Here is a 16,605-nt window from a genome sequence, read left to right as displayed (position 1 = left end):
TAGAACTTGTGACCAGCGTAGTGGATCAAGCCAAGGGGAATGGCCAGGCGCAGCGGCGGGTCACCCCGTTCATCCTGTCCAGACCGCATCTTTCGGTGCAGTCGCAAGGCGTTCGCGACACCCTCGACGACCCGCACGAGGCGGCTCGGAGGTTGCGTGAGGGAACCGTTCCGGCCGTCGTCGGGGCGTTGCCCTTCGACACCGCGAACCCTTCCGCGCTGACCGTGCCCGTCGACCTGTACCGCCAGCGGCGGGTCTGGCAGGGCTACCCGAAACCGAGTCCCATCCCGGCGTGCACGGTGTCCGACAGTCTTCCCAGCCCGGCGCGCCACGTCGAAGCCGTCGAAACGGCGCTGAAGCGGCTGCGCGCTCCCGACGACCCGTTGACCAAAGTGGTGCTCGCCAGGTCTCTCCTGGTGCGCGCGGAAGCGCCGATCCTGCCGACGATGCTGGTGCAGCGCCTGGTGTCGGACGACGCGGGCAACAACGGGTTCTGTGTGGACCTGAGCCCGGCGGGCGCGGACTATCGCGGCCGCACCCTGGTCGGGTCGAGCCCGGAGGTGCTGGTGCGCCGGTCCGGGCGGCACGTCACCTGCTTCCCGCTCGCAGGCACCGCCAAACGGGAGTCCTCTGTGGACCAGGACGCCGCCGTGGCCGCGCGGCTCGCCCTCTCGGTCAAGGACCTCGCCGAACACGCGATCGTCGTCGAAGGGCTGAAGTCCTCGCTCGGTGAGCTCTGCGACGAACTCGACGTGCCGGAGGCGCCGAGCCTGGTGCAGACCCCGGCACTGTGGCATCTCGGCACCCCGATCTCCGGCACCCTGCGCGACGAGCGCACCAGCGCGCTCGACCTCGCGCTGGCCATCCACCCCACCGCCGCGGTGTGCGGCAGCCCGCGGGCCGAAGCGGCCAAGGCCATCGCGCAGATCGAAGGCGACCGCGGGTTCTACGCGGGCGCCATCGGCTGGTGCGACGGCAACGGCGACGGCGAATGGATGGTCGCCATCCGCTGCGGCGAGATCGCGGCCGACGGGCTGAGCGTGCGGGTGTACGCGGGCGGCGGGATCGTCGCCCAATCCGATCCCCTGGCCGAACTCGCCGAGACTTCGGCCAAGTTCGCCACGATGCTCACCGCACTCGGTGCCGTCGAGCAGCCTGTCCCCCGCACCGGCTGACGATCGGCGGCCTTGCGCCCGGTTCGCCGGGCGTGATGGCGGCACCGTGACCACCCCCTCCACGGTGCCGCCATCGCGGGAGCGTCCGCGAAGCGGCCTAGGCCGCACTGCGTTCGATCAGCGACGTGATCACCCGGTCGGTCGGCAGCACCGTGCCGCACCGCTTGGCGACGTAGTCCAGCGCGCCGAGGTGTTCCGCCCGGCTGAAATCGGCGGTGGCGTCGGAGATCATGAACGGTTCGATGTCGTTCATGAACGCCTCGGCCGCGCTGAGCATGCAGCCCATGTGCGCGTACACGCCGGTGATGATCAGCTGATCGCGGCCGTGCCGGTTGAGCAGCTGCGCGAGGTCGGTGCGCTGGAACGCGGAATAACGCCATTTGGTGACGAAGATGTCGACCTCGTTCGGCGCGAGGTCGTCGACGATCTCTTCGTCGCGGCCGGAAACCAGGCCGGTTCCCCAGAAATCGGCCAGGATGCCGCGCCGCGACGGGTGCTGATTCCCCGGCTGGGCGGTGTAGATGACCGGAATCCCGTTCTGGCGGCAGATTTCGCGGATCAGGCGGATGTTCTCGATCAGGGCGGACGCCGGTTCGGTGGTGCGGTCGAAGGCGTCGATGAAGTACTTCTGCATGTCGTGGACGAGCAGCGCGCACCGTGTGGTGTCCAACCGCCAGTGGACCCGGTTCGCGGTCAGTTCGGCGGGCGAGGGCAGTGGATAGGCGTCGATCGGCGGAATCGCCATGGTGCGGCCTTTCTTTTGGTTTCGGGGTCACAGGTCGAGCGTCGCGCCGCCGTCCACGCGCAGGTCGTGCAGCGTGATGTGACGCGCGGCGTCGGAGGACAGGAACAGGGCGGCACGCGCGACGTCGTCCGGCGTCGCGATCCTGGCGAGCGGGATGCCGAGCCGGAACGCGGCGGGATCACCGGCGAGCGTGCTCGCGAAGTCCGCGTCGCCGGTCCAGCTTTCGCGCAGCATCGCGGTGTCGGTCGAGCCGGGGGAGACGATGTTGCAGCGCACGCCCCGGCCGGCGACCTCGAGCCCGAGGCTGCGGGTGAAGGCCGCCGCGGCGGCCTTCGACGCGCAATAGGCGGCCATGCCGATCCTCGGTGTGGCGGCCGCGTTCGAGGCGATCACCGTGATCGCGCCGCGTCCGCGCGGCGCCATGCGCCGGGCCGCCTCGGCGGCGACGAGCATCGTGCCCGTGGCGTTCACGGACAGGCATTCCTGCCAGTCCTCATCGGACATCCCGAGCGCGGAACCGGTCCGCAGCACACCCGCGGCGTGCACCACGACGGCCACGTCGCCGTGTACGGATTCGCTGTGGTCGAAGGCTTTCCGGACGTCGGCGGGATCGGACACGTCGGCGCGCACCGCGACGGTCCGCGTGTCTTCGGCGGCCCGGAGCTCGCTCGCGGCGGTTTCGACCGCCTGGTCGCGATCCCACAGGGCCACTCGCGCGCCCGCCTCGGCGAAGGCGTGGGCGACCGCGCGGCCGATGCCCCGCGCGGCACCCGTCACCACGACGGACTCACCTGAAACTCCACTGATCTCGACACCCGGCATACAACCTAGACTATCATTATATCCACTGTTAAGGTAGGAATGGTCGACTCGGGCAACAGGGAGATCAGATGCGCTCACATATTCTCGGCAAGATCGAACTCGACCGGACACGGCTGGCGAAGGATCTCGGCTATCTCGCCTCGGTGCCGACCGTCGAAGAGGAATACGACGAGTTCAGCAACGGGTTCTGGAAGAACATTCCACTGTGGAACGCCACCGGCGAGGGCGAGGACCGGCTCTACCGGGACGTGCCGGGCAGTGCGATCGCCACCGAGCACGCCGCGCGGGTTCCCTACCTTCGCGAGATCGTGCAGACCGTCTTCGTCGGCGACAGGCTGAAGATGGCCCGTACCAGGAACTTGAAGAACGCCGTGGTCATCCCGCACCGCGACTTCGTGGAGCTGGACCAGGACGTCGACCGCTACTTCCGCACGTTCATGGTGCTGGAGGACAGCCCGCAGGCGTTCCATTCCAATGAGGACACCGTGATCCACATGCGGCCGGGGGAGATCTGGTTCCTCGACGCCGCGACGGTGCACGCCGCGATCAACTTCTCCGAGCACAGCAGGCAATCGCTGTGCATCGACTTCGCCTTCGACGGGGGTTTCGACGAGAAGGAGATCTTCGCCGACCCCACGGTCTACGACCCCGGCGCGACCCCTGAGATCGTCACCCGCAAGCCGTTCACCCAGGAGCACCGCGACCGGATCCTCTCGCTGTCCAAGGTGATCGAACGGCAGAACTTCCGCGATCTGCTGTTCCTGCTGTCCAAAGTGCACTTCACCTACGACGTGCATCCCGGCGACGCCTACGACTGGCTGGTGGAGATCGCGAAGAAGGCCGACGACGAGAAGATGGTCGTCAAGGCGGAACAGATCCGGGAGTTCGCGATGGAGGCCCGTGCGCTCCACGACAGGTTCTCCCTGACGTCTTGGTAGCACCTCCGCCGGATGACGTCCTGGTGGCGAGGCGAAGATCGTTGCGCCGCCGGACACCGGGGCACGTAGGTGGTGTACGTCCTGTCGAAGTCACGGCAGCAGCTGCTGGTTCGACTCCAGCTGCCCCGACCACGATCCGTAGCTCTTTCTTTCAGGAAGCGACCTTCTATGTCCTTGAGTGAACAGTCCGCGCCCGTCGTCGGCCCGGATGACGGAACCGTCCCGGCCGACCGGCGCCGGGTCGGCAGGCTGCCGTCGCTGACCGGCCTGCGTTTTCCCGCCGCCTTCCTCGTGTTCGTCTTCCACGCGTCGCTGCCGTTCCCCGAAATACGGTTGCTCGCCGACGACGGCGCCGCGCACAAGTACAACCAGGTGGTCGGCCAGATCGGCGCGCTGGGTGTCACGTTCTTCTTCGTGCTCAGCGGATTCGTGCTGACGTGGTCGGCGCGCGACGGCGATTCCGCGACGTCGTTCTGGCGGCGCCGGTTCGTCAAGATCATGCCGAACTACGTGGTGGCGTGGATCCTGGCGATGGTGCTGTACGTGGGCGCGAAGGCCACCCTGTTCCAATCGCTCGGCAGCCTGTTCATGCTCCAGGTCTGGACGCCGTACTTCACCAGTCATCTGCCGGTCAACCCGCCCAGCTGGTCGCTGGCCGTCGAAGCCGTTTTCTACCTGGCCTTCCCGTTGATCTATCTCGGCGTCCGCCGGATTCCGGCGCAGCGGCTGAAGTTCTGGATCATCGGCGCCATCGTGGCCGTCGCCGCCACCCCGTTGATCACCACGCTGCTGGTCCCGGCAGGGCCCGAGGTGATGGCGCACGCGGACGGCACCTCGCCGATCCACTACTGGTTCGCCTACATCCTGCCGATTCCGCGGCTGCTCGACTTCGGGCTCGGCATCCTCGTCGCCAGGGCGGTGATGCTGGGGCGCTGGCGGGACATCGGCATGCTGTGGTCCGGCCTCCTGGTCGCCGCCAGTTACGTCGTGTGCTTCTTCGTGCCCTACCTGTACGGGCTGCGCGTGGTCTTCCTCGTGCCGGCGGTCATGCTCACCGCGGCCGCGGCGATCGCGGACAACGAGGGCCGGTTCACCCTGTTCCGCAACCGGGCGATGGTCTGGCTGGGGGAGATCTCCTTCGCGTTCTACATGGTGCATTACATCGTCCTCGCCTTCACGAGGAAGCTGCTCGGCCCGGATCTGTTCTCCACTCCGGCGGGTTTCGCGATCATCGCCGGGCAGGCCGTGCTGACGCTCCTCGTCTCCTGGGCGCTGTACGCGGGGGTCGAGCGGCCGATCACCCGACGCTGGTCGGTGTCCCGGCGCAAGACCGCCGCCGCCCGGATGTGACCGTGCGTGAAGGGTCATGCGACCAAGGCTATTGCCGGAGCTGTGACTACAGTGATACTTTAGTTGATGTCCGAGTCCGGCGAGCGCCGACCGATCGAGGAATGAAGCAGTGACTACTCAAGCGCGGCAACCAGGGAACACGACCCAGACGGCCGAACCGAAGAAGCGTGATTGGCTGCTGCTGGGCATTTCCCTGGGATACTTCATGGTACTGCTCGACACCACGGTGGTGGTCGTCGCGCTGCCCGCGATCGCGGACCAGTTCAAGGCGTCCGTCGATTCCCTGCAGTGGATCTCGAACGGGTACACGCTCGCGTTCGCCGCGTTACTGCTCACCGCGGGCGCGTTGTCCGACCGGCTGGGCGCCAAACGGTTGTTCCTGGCCAGTTCCGCGGCCTTCGCGCTGATCTCGGCGTTGTCGATCTTCGCGCAGAACACCGGCACACTGGTCACGCTGCGGGTCCTGCTCGGCATCGTCGGCGCCGGATTGCTGCCCACCTCGATGGCGCTGTTCGTCAACGGCTATCCCGATCCTGCCCGCCGCGCCAAGGCGATGGGCGTCTGGGCGGCCATCACCGGCGTCGCGCTCGCGGCCGGACCGCTGGTCGGCGGGCTGCTCACCGACACCCTCGGCTGGCAGGCGATTTTCGCGATCAACATCCCGGTCGCCGTGCTCAGTATCGCGCTCACCAGGAAGTACGCGCCGCCGACGGCGCCGAACCGCGCGCGAAGCCTCGACCTGCCGGGGCAGTTCACGGCCGTGGCGGCGCTGGCGTTGCTCACCTACGGGCTCATCGCCAGCGGCACCAGCGGATTCGGTGATCCGGTCGTGTACGGCTCGCTGGCCGCGGCTGTTCTCTCGGGTGTCGCGTTCGTCCTGATCGAGAAGCGGCGCCAGGCGCGCGGAGACGATGCGATGCTGCCGATGTCCTTGTTCAAGGCACCCGTGTTCTCCGCCGGGCTGTTCGCCGGTCTGCTGGTCAATTTCGGGTTGTCCGGGGCGATGTTCGTGCTGTCGCTGTTCTTCCAGACGGTCAACAAGGCCAGCGCGATCGAAACCGGGTTGCTGTTCCTGCCACTGACTCTGCCGACGGCGTTCAACGGCGCGTACGCGGGCCGTCTCGTCGCGAAGATCGGGCCGCGTGTCCCGGCCACGCTCGGATTCGTGCTGATGGGTGCCGGAACAGCCGTCCAGGTGCCGTTCATGCATGCCTCGGCGCCGATCGTGGTGACGATGGCGGGGCTGCTCCTGCTCGGATTCGGGATCTCCTTCGCGATGCCGTCGCTCATCACCGCGGTGATCGGCTCCGTGCCCAAGGAACGGGCGGGGATCGGCGGCGGCGCGCTCAACGCGTTCCGGCAGACCGGCGCGGTGCTCGGCGTGGCCATCCTCGGCGCGATGATCGGTTCGAGCGCCGACGCGGCGGAGAACTACGGTCCCGCCATGGCGATCGCCGCGGCCCTGCTGTTCATCGGCGCGCTGGTCGTCGCCGGCTACGTCGGCCGGAAGACCGCGAAATCGTGACAGGCAGCTGGATCCGCCGGTTCCATCCGAACCAGGGCGCCGAAGCGAGGGTCGTGTGCCTGCCGCACGCGGGCGGCTCGGCGAACTTCTTCCACGGCCTGTCCGGTGCCCTCGCTCCGGCCGTGGAGGTGCTCGCCGTCCAGTACCCCGGCAGGCTGGACCGCAGCCGTGAGCCGCTCGTCGACGACATCGGGGTGCTCGCGGACGAGATCACGGCCGCACTGGGGGAGTGGGCCCAGAGTCCGCTGACCCTGTTCGGGCACAGCATGGGCGCGACCGTCGGCTTCGAGGTGGTGAGGCGCCTGGAGCGTGACGGCGGTCAGGTGCGAGGCCTGTTCGCCTCCGGGCGGCGGGCGCCGTCCTGCGGGCACGAAACGCCGCTGCATCCGGGTTCGGACGCGGAAATGCTGGACTCCCTCGTCGCCCTCGGCGGGATCGAACCGGAGCTGCTCGATTTCGAGGATCTGGTCGCCATGGTCGTTCCGGTGCTCCGCAACGACTATCGCGCGATCGAGCGCTACCGGGCGGACCCTGGCGCGACCGTGCGGTGCCCGCTGACGGTGCTCACCGGCGACAGCGATCCCGCCGTGGACGACGAACAGGCCCAAGCGTGGGCGCTGCATGCCACCGGTGGCTTTACCAGGCGGACGTTCCCCGGCGGGCATTTCTACCTGAAGGACCACTGGCCCGAGATCGCCGGGATCCTGACCGGGCACGTTCGCGCCGCGGCGGTGGGATCGTGAATTCGGCACTCGACGATCCCGAGCTGACGCGTGTTCTCGACAAGATCTACGCGCGGTCTTGGCGAAGCGACGCACGGGTGATGCGCCGGGCCCGTGCGGCGTCGCGGCGCTCGACCCCGAGCGCCGCCCAGTTCGCCGAACTCTGCGGTGACGCCGCGCTGCCGGTCGACAGAGAGGTCGGCAGGCTGCTGTACACCCTGGTCCGCACCGCACGGCCGTCCACCGTCGTGGAGTTCGGCACTTCCTTCGGCGCCTCGACGATCTATCTGGGTGCCGCCGTCCGGGACAACCAGGCGGGCCGGGTCCTCGGCGTGGAACTGAACGCGGGCAAGGTCACCGCCGCCCGCCGGAACCTCGCCGACGCCGGGCTGGCGGAATTCGCCCAGATCGTGGAGGGCGACGCACGGGAAGTGCTGGCCGACGTCACCGGTCCGGTCGACTTCGTGCTGCTGGACGGCTGGAAGGAACTGTATCTCCCGGTTCTCCGGCTCCTCGAACCGAAAATGCCGTCCGGTGCCCTCGTGGTCGCCGACAACCTGCCGATGCTTCCCCCGGAGTACACCGACTGGGTGCGAGACCCGTCCAACGGGTACACGTCGGTCACCAAGGACTGCGGCGGCGGAATCGAACTCTCCGTGCGTTCGGCCGGGTGACCGCCCGGCTCAGGAACTGCCGAAACAGACGAAAGGCATCAACGGCTCGCCGGCAAGGGCGTCCGCCAGGGCACGTGGCGCCACGACCCCGCGAGCCAGCGATCGATGGTAGGCGTCCATGACCTCGACGGCCGCGTGGTCGTCGACCCTGGCGACACTGGACACCACCGTTTTACAGCCGCTGTAAAGAAGTGCGGCGGTGAACCCGAGTATCTCGTCGCCCGCCCGGACGACGGCTTGCCCGACATCGCAAGCGGACAGGACGACGTGCTCCGGAACTGATTCGAGCCGATGGACGTCGTAGGCGATCAACGGACCGTCCGCCAGGTCGAGCCGGGAGAAGAGCACGTTCTCCTGCTCGTGATGACCGTGCGCCGCGAAATGCGCGATGGTCGATTGATCGATCGCTTTCAGTGTCGCTTCCACGGTGGCGTCCCGGCCGTGCAGAACGATTCCGTCCGGATAGATCGACGCGAGCCGTTCGGCTTCTTCCTTCGCGTGGTCGAGCGCGGGCCCGGCGACCACGAGCGCGCGTCCGTCGCGTGCCGGTTCACGACTCCAGGCTTGCCTGGCCGCGAGCCAGGCCGAGGGGGACGGAGTCACCGTCACCGGACGGCCGCGCAGCAGGGGGAACAGTCCCCACGGGACCGAGGTCAGGATCCCGGTGGGTACCAGGACCACGTCGAGATCGCCGAGCATCGGCAGCAAGGGACGCACCAGCTGCTGCTCCAGCACGGCCAGCTGCCGCTGGATCGAAGCGCGGATCACCTGATCGAGCGCGGACGGCAGGACACGCCCGCACGAGGCGTTCAGGTCGCCGCGCAAGCGGGCGAGTGCTTCGGAGACCGTCGCGAGGTCACCCAGGCGCAGCAACGAGTGCGAGCCGCCGCCGGTGACCAGTCCCCGGATTTCGCCGCGGTCCACGAGAAAGCTGACCATGACACTGTCCGCGTCGGACAGCTCGGACAGCACCTCGTCGTAAGTGGCCTCGTGGTGGAACTCGCCGGTGCCGTCGGTCTGCCAGTCCTTGGCCTTGATTTCTCGTTCCAGTTCGGCACACCGACGCAGGGTCACCGGGTCGCCGCGGCCCGCCAGCTCCGCGATCCGGGCCTGGTGCGTGAGGTGGCGGAGTTCGGCGACGGCGTCCAGCGTCCCGTCGTCGGCTCGCGCGTGCGCGGGTCGGACCCGGAAGGCTTGCGCGCGCGATCGGTCCACCCAGCGCAGAATGACCCGCGCGTTCCCGGTCTCCATCGCCGCGGCGAGGCCGATGCCTGCGAGTTCCCCGCCGAGCGAGGTCATACCGGTTCGCAGGTCGAGGCTGCCGAATTGACCGCGGTGGCCACGAAGGAGCGCCAAACCGGCTTGGGCCTGTGCGAACGCCTTGCGCCGGTTGCCTTGCGCGGCACCGAGTTCGGCCTGCACCAGGCGTCGCAGCAACCGGGTCATCAGCGGTGCGCCGGGCCGCTCGCCCCGCGTCAGCTGGCTCGTGGCCGTGCCGTGGTCGTGCAGGGAGATGTGCGCCGACGCCGACAGCAGCAAGGCGACGTCGGCGTCGTTGTACAGCCCGAGCACGCGCAGTCGTTTGTCGAGCGCGGCCCCTGTCGCGGCGACGGCCGCCAGGCCCCTGCCGGTTTCGAGATCGGCGCGCAGCACCGTCAAAGTGGCGATCGCGGCCCAGGTCTCGTTCCTGCGCCGGTGAAAGTGGCGCTTGGCCCGCATCGCCCATTTGCGGGCCTCCTCGTGCTCACCGGCCGCCAGCGCCGCGCACGCGCGGGTGAGTTCGGCTTCGGCGTGTTCCTGGTCCATTCGCGACGCGGCGAACCGGGTCAACGCGGAGTCGAGTTCGACGGCGGCGTCGCTCGGCAGGCCGACAGCCAGCAGCGCCCGTGCCTTGTCCACCGCGAGCGGGGCCAGCATGCCGTCGGATACACGCTCGTAGGCACGCCCTGCCGCGTCGAAGTCACGCAACGCTCCGGGGATGTCTCCGGTGAGCACCTTGCACTGACCGCGACCGTGCAGGGCTTTCGCGACGAGGCCACGTTCGGACTCGTGGTGCCGGGCGATTTCCGTGCACCGGTCGAGATCCGCCATCGCCGGACGGACCCGCCCGGCGACCTGATGCAGGAGCGCGCGATTCAGCAACGCCCTCGCCAGCACGACTTCCTCGCCAGCCGCGGAAAGCAGGGGGATGGCGTCGTCGAGGCAATACAGCGCTTCGGGCAGGCGGCCGACCAGCACCAGCAGGAGACCGCGTTGCTGCAGAAGCAGTCCTCGACCGTCTTGTTCGACCATCGCGTCGGCCGCGTCGAGGAGTTCGAAGCCGTGCTCGGTGTTGCCGAGCACGACCTCGACCCCGGCGAGACTGTTCAGCACCCGCACGACCTGCGCCGGTTCGCCAACGGCCGCCTGAGGCCAGCCCAGCAGCCGCAAGGCGGTGAGCAGCATGCGCCTGCCCGCCAGCGGATCCCCGTTGTTCGTCGCTTCGACCCCGGCGACATGCAGGGTCTGTACCCGGTCCGTCAGATGCGGTGCAGCCAAGCCGGATCTCCCCTCACAGCTCGATCGTGGGCGTGACGAAAGTGCGCGGGGACACGCTGACGATCAGCTGGGCCGGGCCGCTGAGCACGGGCTGGACGGCGAATCGCCCACCCGCGTCGGCTTCGGTCTCCAGTGAACCCGTCGAAGTGCGCACCTCGACCCGGTGGCGACCGGGCGGGGTCAGCCAGCCGTCGACCCGGACCGTCCCGTGCCCGGCGGAGGTCAGGTTCACCATGACCGTGAGCTCGTCGCAGGTGCAGGTGAAGGTGCGCTGCCGGACAGGCTCGTCACCCCGCGCGGCGGCGTGCTCCGGGGCGTCCGCCGGACGCAGCACCGCGATATCCGCACTTTCGATCTCCGCGGCGAAGCGGATGCGATCGATCAGGTCCGGCGGCAGCGGATCCTTGGCCTCCCACAGTTCCCTGACTCTCCTGAGGATCGCGAAATCGACCTCGTCCACTCGTTCGCCGCCGGACGGCTCCCGGAGGTTCATCACGGCACCCCACCCTGGTCGGTGGTCAGCAGACGCCGCAGCTCGGTGAGGCACCGGCTCCTGGTCGGCCCGATACTGCCCCGTTTCATCCCGAGCGCGGCACTGACCTGGTCGTAATGCGGACGGTGCACGAACGCCACGATGCGCAGCAGTGACTGGCATTTCTCCGATAACCGGCTCACCGCGGCCCAGAGCAGGACCTGGCTTTCCTCGGTCAGCGCGCGCTGCTCCGGTCCTGGCCCCGGATCGGGCTCCTGGCGCAGCTCCGACTCGTCGAGCCGCCGGTGGGCGCGGTGCTCGGTGCGCACCCGCCACGCCTCTCGCTTCGTCACCGTGACCAGCCAAGCGGTCAAGGCGCCCGGCGAGCAGACCTCCGCGAGTGAACCGAGCAACGTGAGCCAAACGGTCTGAACGACATCGGCGCTGCTGTCCCGGTCGAGCCCCTGAGCACGGGCCACCTGCCACAGCACGGGGGTCAGGATGCCGATCAGTTCGTCGAACGCGGACCGGTCACCATCGCGTGCGGCGAGGAAGACCGCGGCGAGATGCTCGTGATCCAGCGTTCCCGAGGATGGCCGTCCAGTGTCGGCGATGCTCATCGATACCTCGCGCGCGCCCTCTCGAGCGCTTCGCGTGCGCGCTTCACCGTGCTTTCCCTGTCAAGGTCCGTCAGCGCGAGGTCTGCGTCTTCCTCGGCGACGTTCATGAGTTCTTCGGCGAGTGCGGAAGCGACCAGTGGGGTGGCGAACGAGGTGCCGCTCCACATCGCGTACCCGCTCGCGAAGTTGTCCGGGTCGTAGCCCCATCTCTCCAGCTTCGCCACACCCGGCGGGTTGAACGGCCCGTTCACCTGCGGCGGGTAGGTGCTGATCACGGCGACACCGTCCGCCCAGCAGTTCACCCAGGCGGCCTCGTTCGAGAACAGGGATTTGGTCCCGTCCGGGTTCAGCGCGCCCACCCCGATCACCTGCGGTCCCGAGCCCTCGTCAACGGGTCTGGTCGACAGCGCGGCAGGGTAGAAGCGCTGGTCTGTCGCGTCGTTGCCCGCCGCGGCCAGCACGAGCACGCCGCGCGCGGTCAGCTCGTCGATGACCTTGACCAGCTGCTTGGTACCGGGCCATCGATCGGTGTCGGCGTAGTAGCCTGCCGAGAACGAGACGATGTCCACCATCCCCAGCCTTTTCACCTCGTCCTGGGGCCTTTCCTGCGCTGCCTTGACCCTGTTCAGGATGCCGTGCAGCGCGATCAGCGCGTCTCCCGCGTAACCGACCCTGTCGCTGTTCACCGCCTTGATCGCGAGGACCCGTGCCGCCGGTGCCGCCTGCCGGATGATCCCGGCGATGAACGTGCCATGCCCGAACGCTTCGTCGACCGTGCCGTTCAGCAGGTTCGACGGCCTCTCTTCATGATCTTTGAACCGCATCGTGCAAGCGGTCGGCGCCTTTCTGTGGCTGCTGAAGATCGCGTTCTGGATATCCGGTGCGACCGTGATGAACTGATCTTCGAAAGGGGCCCCGTTCACTTCGAAGACGTCCAAGTCGGGATGCGGTACGAGGCCCGTGTCCACCACGGCGATCACGGGTCTCCGCCCGCCGCGAGGGCCGGGGCGCGGAGGCAGTCCGGCCAGGACCTTGACCGCGACTTTGCCGTAGGCGCCGGGCTGGGGGCCGAACTGCCCGACCGGGTCGACACTGATCGCCCAGGGCACGAGCGTCAGCGCACCGGCCATGGTGGTGATCAGGGGCTCGGGGTGGACCTCCGCCGCGGTTTCCGGGGTGAGCTCGGACGCGTCGTCTTGAGCGGCCTTGTCCAGCTGCTCCAGTGCTTTCGAGGCGTCGACGGGTTTTCCGGATTCGTCGGGGTTCACCGTGACCCGGATCGGCGCGCCCTCGATCTCGGTCGCCGCGTCTTCGGCCACCATTCCCGCGTCTTTCAGCGTGGTTCGGATGGCGTCCTGTTTCGCCTGCACGTTCCACGTGTCCGCGTCTATCAGCAGCGCGTTCCGGCGGTATGCCGTTGGCCGCCTCTCCGCCGTGTCGAGTACCGGTCCGGCGGTGGTCCGGGCACCGTGTCGTGTCAGCAGTTCCTGAAGAATCGCCGGATCGTAGCCCGATCTGGCCTCGTTCGAATCAGCCTGTTCTTCCGCATTCGAGTCAACGAATCGAATCGTCATGTGGCCTCCCATTCCCGTCGTCACGCCGCTTTGTCCACGGGGCGGCTCGCTGACAATGTAGGCCGGAAGCCGCCGCAGATACATCGCGACGTCTCGCATCGGTAACGGCAGAAAATTCTCGATACGCGTTCTGATTTCGCCGAAGAATCACCGTCGTCGCGACGGTATCCGCGATCTCCACCGCGGCCGGTTCATTCGGCATGGCTATGACCTCCCCGCAACCGATGGTGACATATCGCGCCTCGGGCAGGGTTGCCGGTCACCTAAATGCAGTAACTGATGCAAAGGCATCAGTCCGGGTGTCCGCGTCAGTTTTCGACCTTGACGTACAGTCGCACCGATCCGCCGCGGTGCGTGCGGAAATAGTTCTGGAGCTGCGCGCTGCTCGCGATACATCCGGCGGTGGTGAAATCATTCTCGGCTGTCCGGGACAGCACGACGGAACACTGGGCGAGATAAGTGAACTTGTCCGGCCACAGAACGAAGAAGGTCGCGGTTCCGGATCCCGTCCCGCCGTTGTTGCGGAAAACGGCGCTCATCGAGCACGCAACGTCGTTGCACGGTCCGTTCCATTGCGAGGAGCGCACCTGGAACGCGGGCCGGGCGGGCGGTGTCGTCTCGGTGGACCGGGTGGTGCTCGTCTCCGCCTCTTCGGTGGTCGTTTCCGGTTCGTCAGTGGTCGTCTCCGCGGTGGTCCGGGTCGTTCGCGGCGCGCTCGTCTCCGCGGCGAGCGGCCGCGAAACCGTCGGATCGGGGGTTTTGGAAGGCGCGAGATCCTGCAGCGGATTGAACCCGATCAGCGTATTGAGTGCCGCGAGAATGGCGAATACGGCACTGATCGTGCCGACTATGACGCCCCACTTCTTGTAGTCCGGCTCATCCCCCGCCATGGTTCCATTCTAGGGGACCGGCCCGGAATGAGGATCGCTCTCGGCAGCATCCTGCCGATGCCGCGACACGGTGTTGCCTCGGGCGCTAGGTTCAGGGGTGAAGACCCGTTGTCCGACATCGGAGAACAGTTGATGCAGCCGTCGAATGTCCCGCGGACCGAGGCCGCCCCCGGACTGACGCTCGCCGACGGTCGTTACCGGCTGGTCAGGCAGCTGGGACGCGGCGGCTACGGCCGGGTGTGGCTGGCGGAGGACAGCGCGCTGGGCGTGGAAGTCGCGGTCAAAGAGGTGGCGGTTCCGCCGGGAAGCAGCGCCGGGGTGACCGCCGAGATGATCGAGCGCGCCACTTCGGAGGCTCGTAACGCCGCTCGGCTGCGGGACCATCCGAACATCGTCACCGTGCACGACGTGCTCGTCGAGCGCGGAGTGCCCTGGACGGTCATGCAGTACGTTCCCGGCCGGTCTCTCGCCGACGAGATCGACCTCGGCGGGCCGGTGCCCGTGCCGGCGGCACAGCGCATCGCGGTGGCGATGCTGTCGGCGCTCTCGGCCTGTCACGAGGCGGGCGTCATCCACCGTGACGTCAAGCCGCACAACATCATGCTCGCCGCGGACGGCACACCGATGCTCACCGACTTCGGTATCGCGAAGGCCGCCGGACAGGCGACCATGACCGCGGAGGGCATGGTCGCCGGCTCGGTCGCCTACATCGCGCCGGAACGGGCCAAGGGGGAGCGGGCGACATCCGCCTCCGATCTGTTTTCGCTGGGCGTGACCCTGTACCACGCCGTGGAAGGAGCTTCGCCGTTCGACCGGGGTTCGGGGATGGCCACCCTGGCGGCACTTCTGCTGGAGGACCTGCCGGAGTCGGTCAGGGCGGGCGCTCTGGCGCCGGTCATCCGGGGCCTGACGGACAAAGACCCGGCCGAGCGCCTGACCGCCGAGCAGGCCACGGCGCTGCTGGACGGGCGGCAGACCGTGCCACAGGAGTCCGCGACCCGCCGTGAGACAGCGGTCATCGACCCGCGCCTGCCGATGAGACGGCACACCGTGGTGGCGTTGTCAGCGCTCGCCGCCGCGTTCGCCGCGCTTCTGGTCTGCGGGATCATCGGCCTCGCCGGTGGTGACTCCCTCGTGGTCGCCACCCAGCTCGCCATCGCCCTCAGGGCCGGGGTCATCGTCGACGCCGTGCTCGTCGGTGTGTTGTGCGCCAAGGGGGTTCGACATTTCCGGGCGGGCTCGGGGCGGGCCGCCGGTATCGCCGCGTTCCTGCTCGGTGCCGGTGTCACCATCACGACCCTGCTGGCCGCGCTGGTCGCTTTCGCGGATTTCGAACGCATACCGGGCATGCCCGTGCACGTCGAGCTCGAGTTCTCCGACGCCTTGGCCGTGGTGCTCGGCGTCTTCCTGCTCGCCGCACTGCTGCTGGCGCGCTGGACGTGGGCGGCAGGCAGGTCGCGGCATCGTCCCGGATACGGGAGGCCGTCTCGCCGCGCGGTTCTCACCGTCGATTCCCTGGCGCTGATCGGGGCTCTGCTGGCGTGGGGACTGTGGCCTGCGCCGATGGCACCGGCGCCGCCGACGGTCGCCCAAGTCGGTGAGCTGCCCGGTCCCGCGACCGCGTACAGCGTGCAGAAGGTCAAATTCAGCCCGGACGGCCGCACCTTGGCCACCGTTTACGGCGACCAGACGGTTCAGGTGTGGGAGGTGGCGGGACGTCGGCAGATCGGCCGGCTCCTCGGGCCGTTCGGTACCTACAGCTGGGACGTCGACACGGCGTTCAGCGCGGACGGCCGCATCCTGACCACGACGGAGGTCGACAACGGGACCTGCGTCGTGCAGTCGTGGGAAGCGGCCACCGGCCGCGCGGCCGGTCAGCTTCGCGTCGACCCGGCCAAGGAGGGCACCGTCGAGAAGGTGTCACTGAGCGCGGACGGCCGCGCCATGGCCGTCACACCCGCCGAGGATTCCGCGGACCTCGGCGTGCGTCTCTGGGATGTGCCCGGTGACAGGGAGATCGGCGGAATCGGCGCCACGTCGGACGAACACAGCGTCAAGCTCAGCCCGGACGGCCGGGTCGCCGTCACCATCCGGATCGATCCCGCCACGGGCACCCACCTGACCTTGTGGGACGTCGACGGCCATCGGCAGATCGGCGACCCGATCACCTTGTCCGCCGGTGACGAGCTCCAGGAATACGAGTTCAGCCCGGACGGGCGGCTGCTCATGACCGCGACCTCGCCGCCCGACGATTTCATGCCGACGACGGTCCGGCTGTGGGACGTCTCCAGCCACAACCAGGCGCGTCGACCCATCACCGTCCCCTACGCGGTCGCCTCGATCGCGCTCAGCCCGGACGGCCGCACCCTGGCCGCCGTCGGAGGTGCGCTGGGGCTGTGGAACATCGACACCGGGCAGCAGATCGGCGCCGCCACGGGCGGCACGGGCGCGGCCCTCACGTTCAGCCCCGACGGCCGCACTCTCGCCGTCAGAGGGAAAGGCAGCACGCTGCGGTTGTTGAACGTTCCCGCGAGCTGAGGTGTCCGTGAAGGCCTCCTTG

At 68.4% G+C, this 16,605-nt stretch carries 14 protein-coding genes and 1 tRNA gene; 8 read left to right on the top strand and 7 right to left on the bottom strand.

What is annotated here, in order from left to right; genetic code table 11:
- Positions 1-8: 8 nt before the first annotated feature.
- Complete coding sequence (locus AMYAL_RS0104080; RefSeq protein ID WP_143267666.1) at positions 9-1,175, top strand: isochorismate synthase; 1,167 nt, start codon at positions 9-11, stop codon at positions 1,173-1,175.
- 97 nt (positions 1,176-1,272) lie between these two features.
- Here AMYAL_RS0104080 and AMYAL_RS0104075 read toward each other — a convergent pair whose 3' ends face one another.
- Both AMYAL_RS0104075 and AMYAL_RS0104070 read right to left on the bottom strand, forming a co-directional pair.
- Positions 1,273-1,920, bottom strand: coding sequence for an isochorismatase family protein (locus AMYAL_RS0104075; RefSeq protein ID WP_020630034.1), 648 nt, complete (start codon positions 1,918-1,920; stop codon positions 1,273-1,275).
- A gap of 27 nt (positions 1,921-1,947) precedes the next feature.
- A complete protein-coding gene (locus AMYAL_RS0104070) occupies positions 1,948-2,742 on the bottom strand; it encodes a 2,3-dihydro-2,3-dihydroxybenzoate dehydrogenase (protein WP_020630033.1) in 795 nt (264 codons plus the stop codon).
- Between the two features lie 68 nt (positions 2,743-2,810).
- On the opposite strand from AMYAL_RS0104070, the gene AMYAL_RS0104065 reads away from it, so the two are divergent.
- The 6 genes from AMYAL_RS0104065 (at position 2,811) to AMYAL_RS0104045 (ending at position 7,951) form a co-directional block, all read left to right on the top strand.
- Positions 2,811-3,680, top strand: coding sequence for an aspartyl/asparaginyl beta-hydroxylase domain-containing protein (locus AMYAL_RS0104065; RefSeq protein ID WP_020630032.1), 870 nt, complete (start codon positions 2,811-2,813; stop codon positions 3,678-3,680).
- A gap of 57 nt (positions 3,681-3,737) precedes the next feature.
- A tRNA-OTHER gene (locus AMYAL_RS49165) sits at positions 3,738-3,812 on the top strand.
- A 36-nt stretch (positions 3,813-3,848) separates the two neighbouring features.
- Positions 3,849-5,030 carry an acyltransferase family protein gene (locus tag AMYAL_RS0104060; RefSeq protein ID WP_020630031.1) on the top strand — a complete coding sequence of 394 codons (1,182 nt, stop codon included), beginning with the start codon at positions 3,849-3,851 and terminating at the stop codon, positions 5,028-5,030.
- Between the two features lie 109 nt (positions 5,031-5,139).
- Complete coding sequence (locus AMYAL_RS0104055) at positions 5,140-6,555, top strand: MFS transporter (protein ID WP_020630030.1); 1,416 nt, start codon at positions 5,140-5,142, stop codon at positions 6,553-6,555.
- Positions 6,552-7,298 carry a thioesterase II family protein gene (locus tag AMYAL_RS0104050; protein ID WP_020630029.1) on the top strand — a complete coding sequence of 249 codons (747 nt, stop codon included), beginning with the start codon at positions 6,552-6,554 and terminating at the stop codon, positions 7,296-7,298. Before AMYAL_RS0104055 ends, AMYAL_RS0104050 begins: the two co-directional genes overlap by 4 nt.
- A complete protein-coding gene (locus tag AMYAL_RS0104045; RefSeq protein WP_020630028.1) occupies positions 7,295-7,951 on the top strand; it encodes an O-methyltransferase in 657 nt (218 codons plus the stop codon). The genes AMYAL_RS0104050 and AMYAL_RS0104045 overlap by 4 nt, the downstream gene beginning before the upstream one ends.
- A gap of 9 nt (positions 7,952-7,960) precedes the next feature.
- On the opposite strand, the gene AMYAL_RS0104040 is transcribed toward AMYAL_RS0104045, so the two are convergent.
- The 5 genes from AMYAL_RS0104040 to AMYAL_RS0104020 all read right to left on the bottom strand — a co-directional run bounded on the left by AMYAL_RS0104040 (position 7,961) and on the right by AMYAL_RS0104020 (position 14,045).
- A complete protein-coding gene (locus AMYAL_RS0104040) occupies positions 7,961-10,489 on the bottom strand; it encodes a CHAT domain-containing protein (protein ID WP_020630027.1) in 2,529 nt (842 codons plus the stop codon).
- 13 nt (positions 10,490-10,502) lie between these two features.
- Complete coding sequence (locus AMYAL_RS0104035; RefSeq protein WP_020630026.1) at positions 10,503-10,982, bottom strand: hypothetical protein; 480 nt, start codon at positions 10,980-10,982, stop codon at positions 10,503-10,505.
- A complete protein-coding gene (locus tag AMYAL_RS0104030) occupies positions 10,982-11,581 on the bottom strand; it encodes an RNA polymerase sigma factor (RefSeq protein ID WP_020630025.1) in 600 nt (199 codons plus the stop codon). The genes AMYAL_RS0104035 and AMYAL_RS0104030 overlap by 1 nt, the downstream gene beginning before the upstream one ends.
- Positions 11,578-13,155 carry a S8 family peptidase gene (locus AMYAL_RS47735; protein WP_020630024.1) on the bottom strand — a complete coding sequence of 526 codons (1,578 nt, stop codon included), beginning with the start codon at positions 13,153-13,155 and terminating at the stop codon, positions 11,578-11,580. Before AMYAL_RS47735 ends, AMYAL_RS0104030 begins: the two co-directional genes overlap by 4 nt.
- A 308-nt stretch (positions 13,156-13,463) precedes the next feature.
- Positions 13,464-14,045: a hypothetical protein gene (locus tag AMYAL_RS0104020; RefSeq protein ID WP_020630023.1), complete on the bottom strand. Its 582-nt coding sequence runs from the start codon at positions 14,043-14,045 to the stop codon at positions 13,464-13,466.
- A 108-nt stretch (positions 14,046-14,153) separates the two neighbouring features.
- Here AMYAL_RS0104020 and AMYAL_RS47730 point away from each other — a divergent pair, with 108 nt between their 5' ends.
- Positions 14,154-16,583, top strand: coding sequence for a WD40 repeat domain-containing serine/threonine protein kinase (locus tag AMYAL_RS47730; RefSeq protein WP_051137503.1), 2,430 nt, complete (start codon positions 14,154-14,156; stop codon positions 16,581-16,583).
- Positions 16,584-16,605: the final 22 nt, after the last annotated feature.

The organism is Amycolatopsis alba DSM 44262 (assembly GCF_000384215.1).
Classification (GTDB): Bacteria; Actinomycetota; Actinomycetes; order Mycobacteriales; family Pseudonocardiaceae; genus Amycolatopsis; species Amycolatopsis alba.
This window is presented reverse-complemented; position numbering and strand designations above follow the sequence as displayed.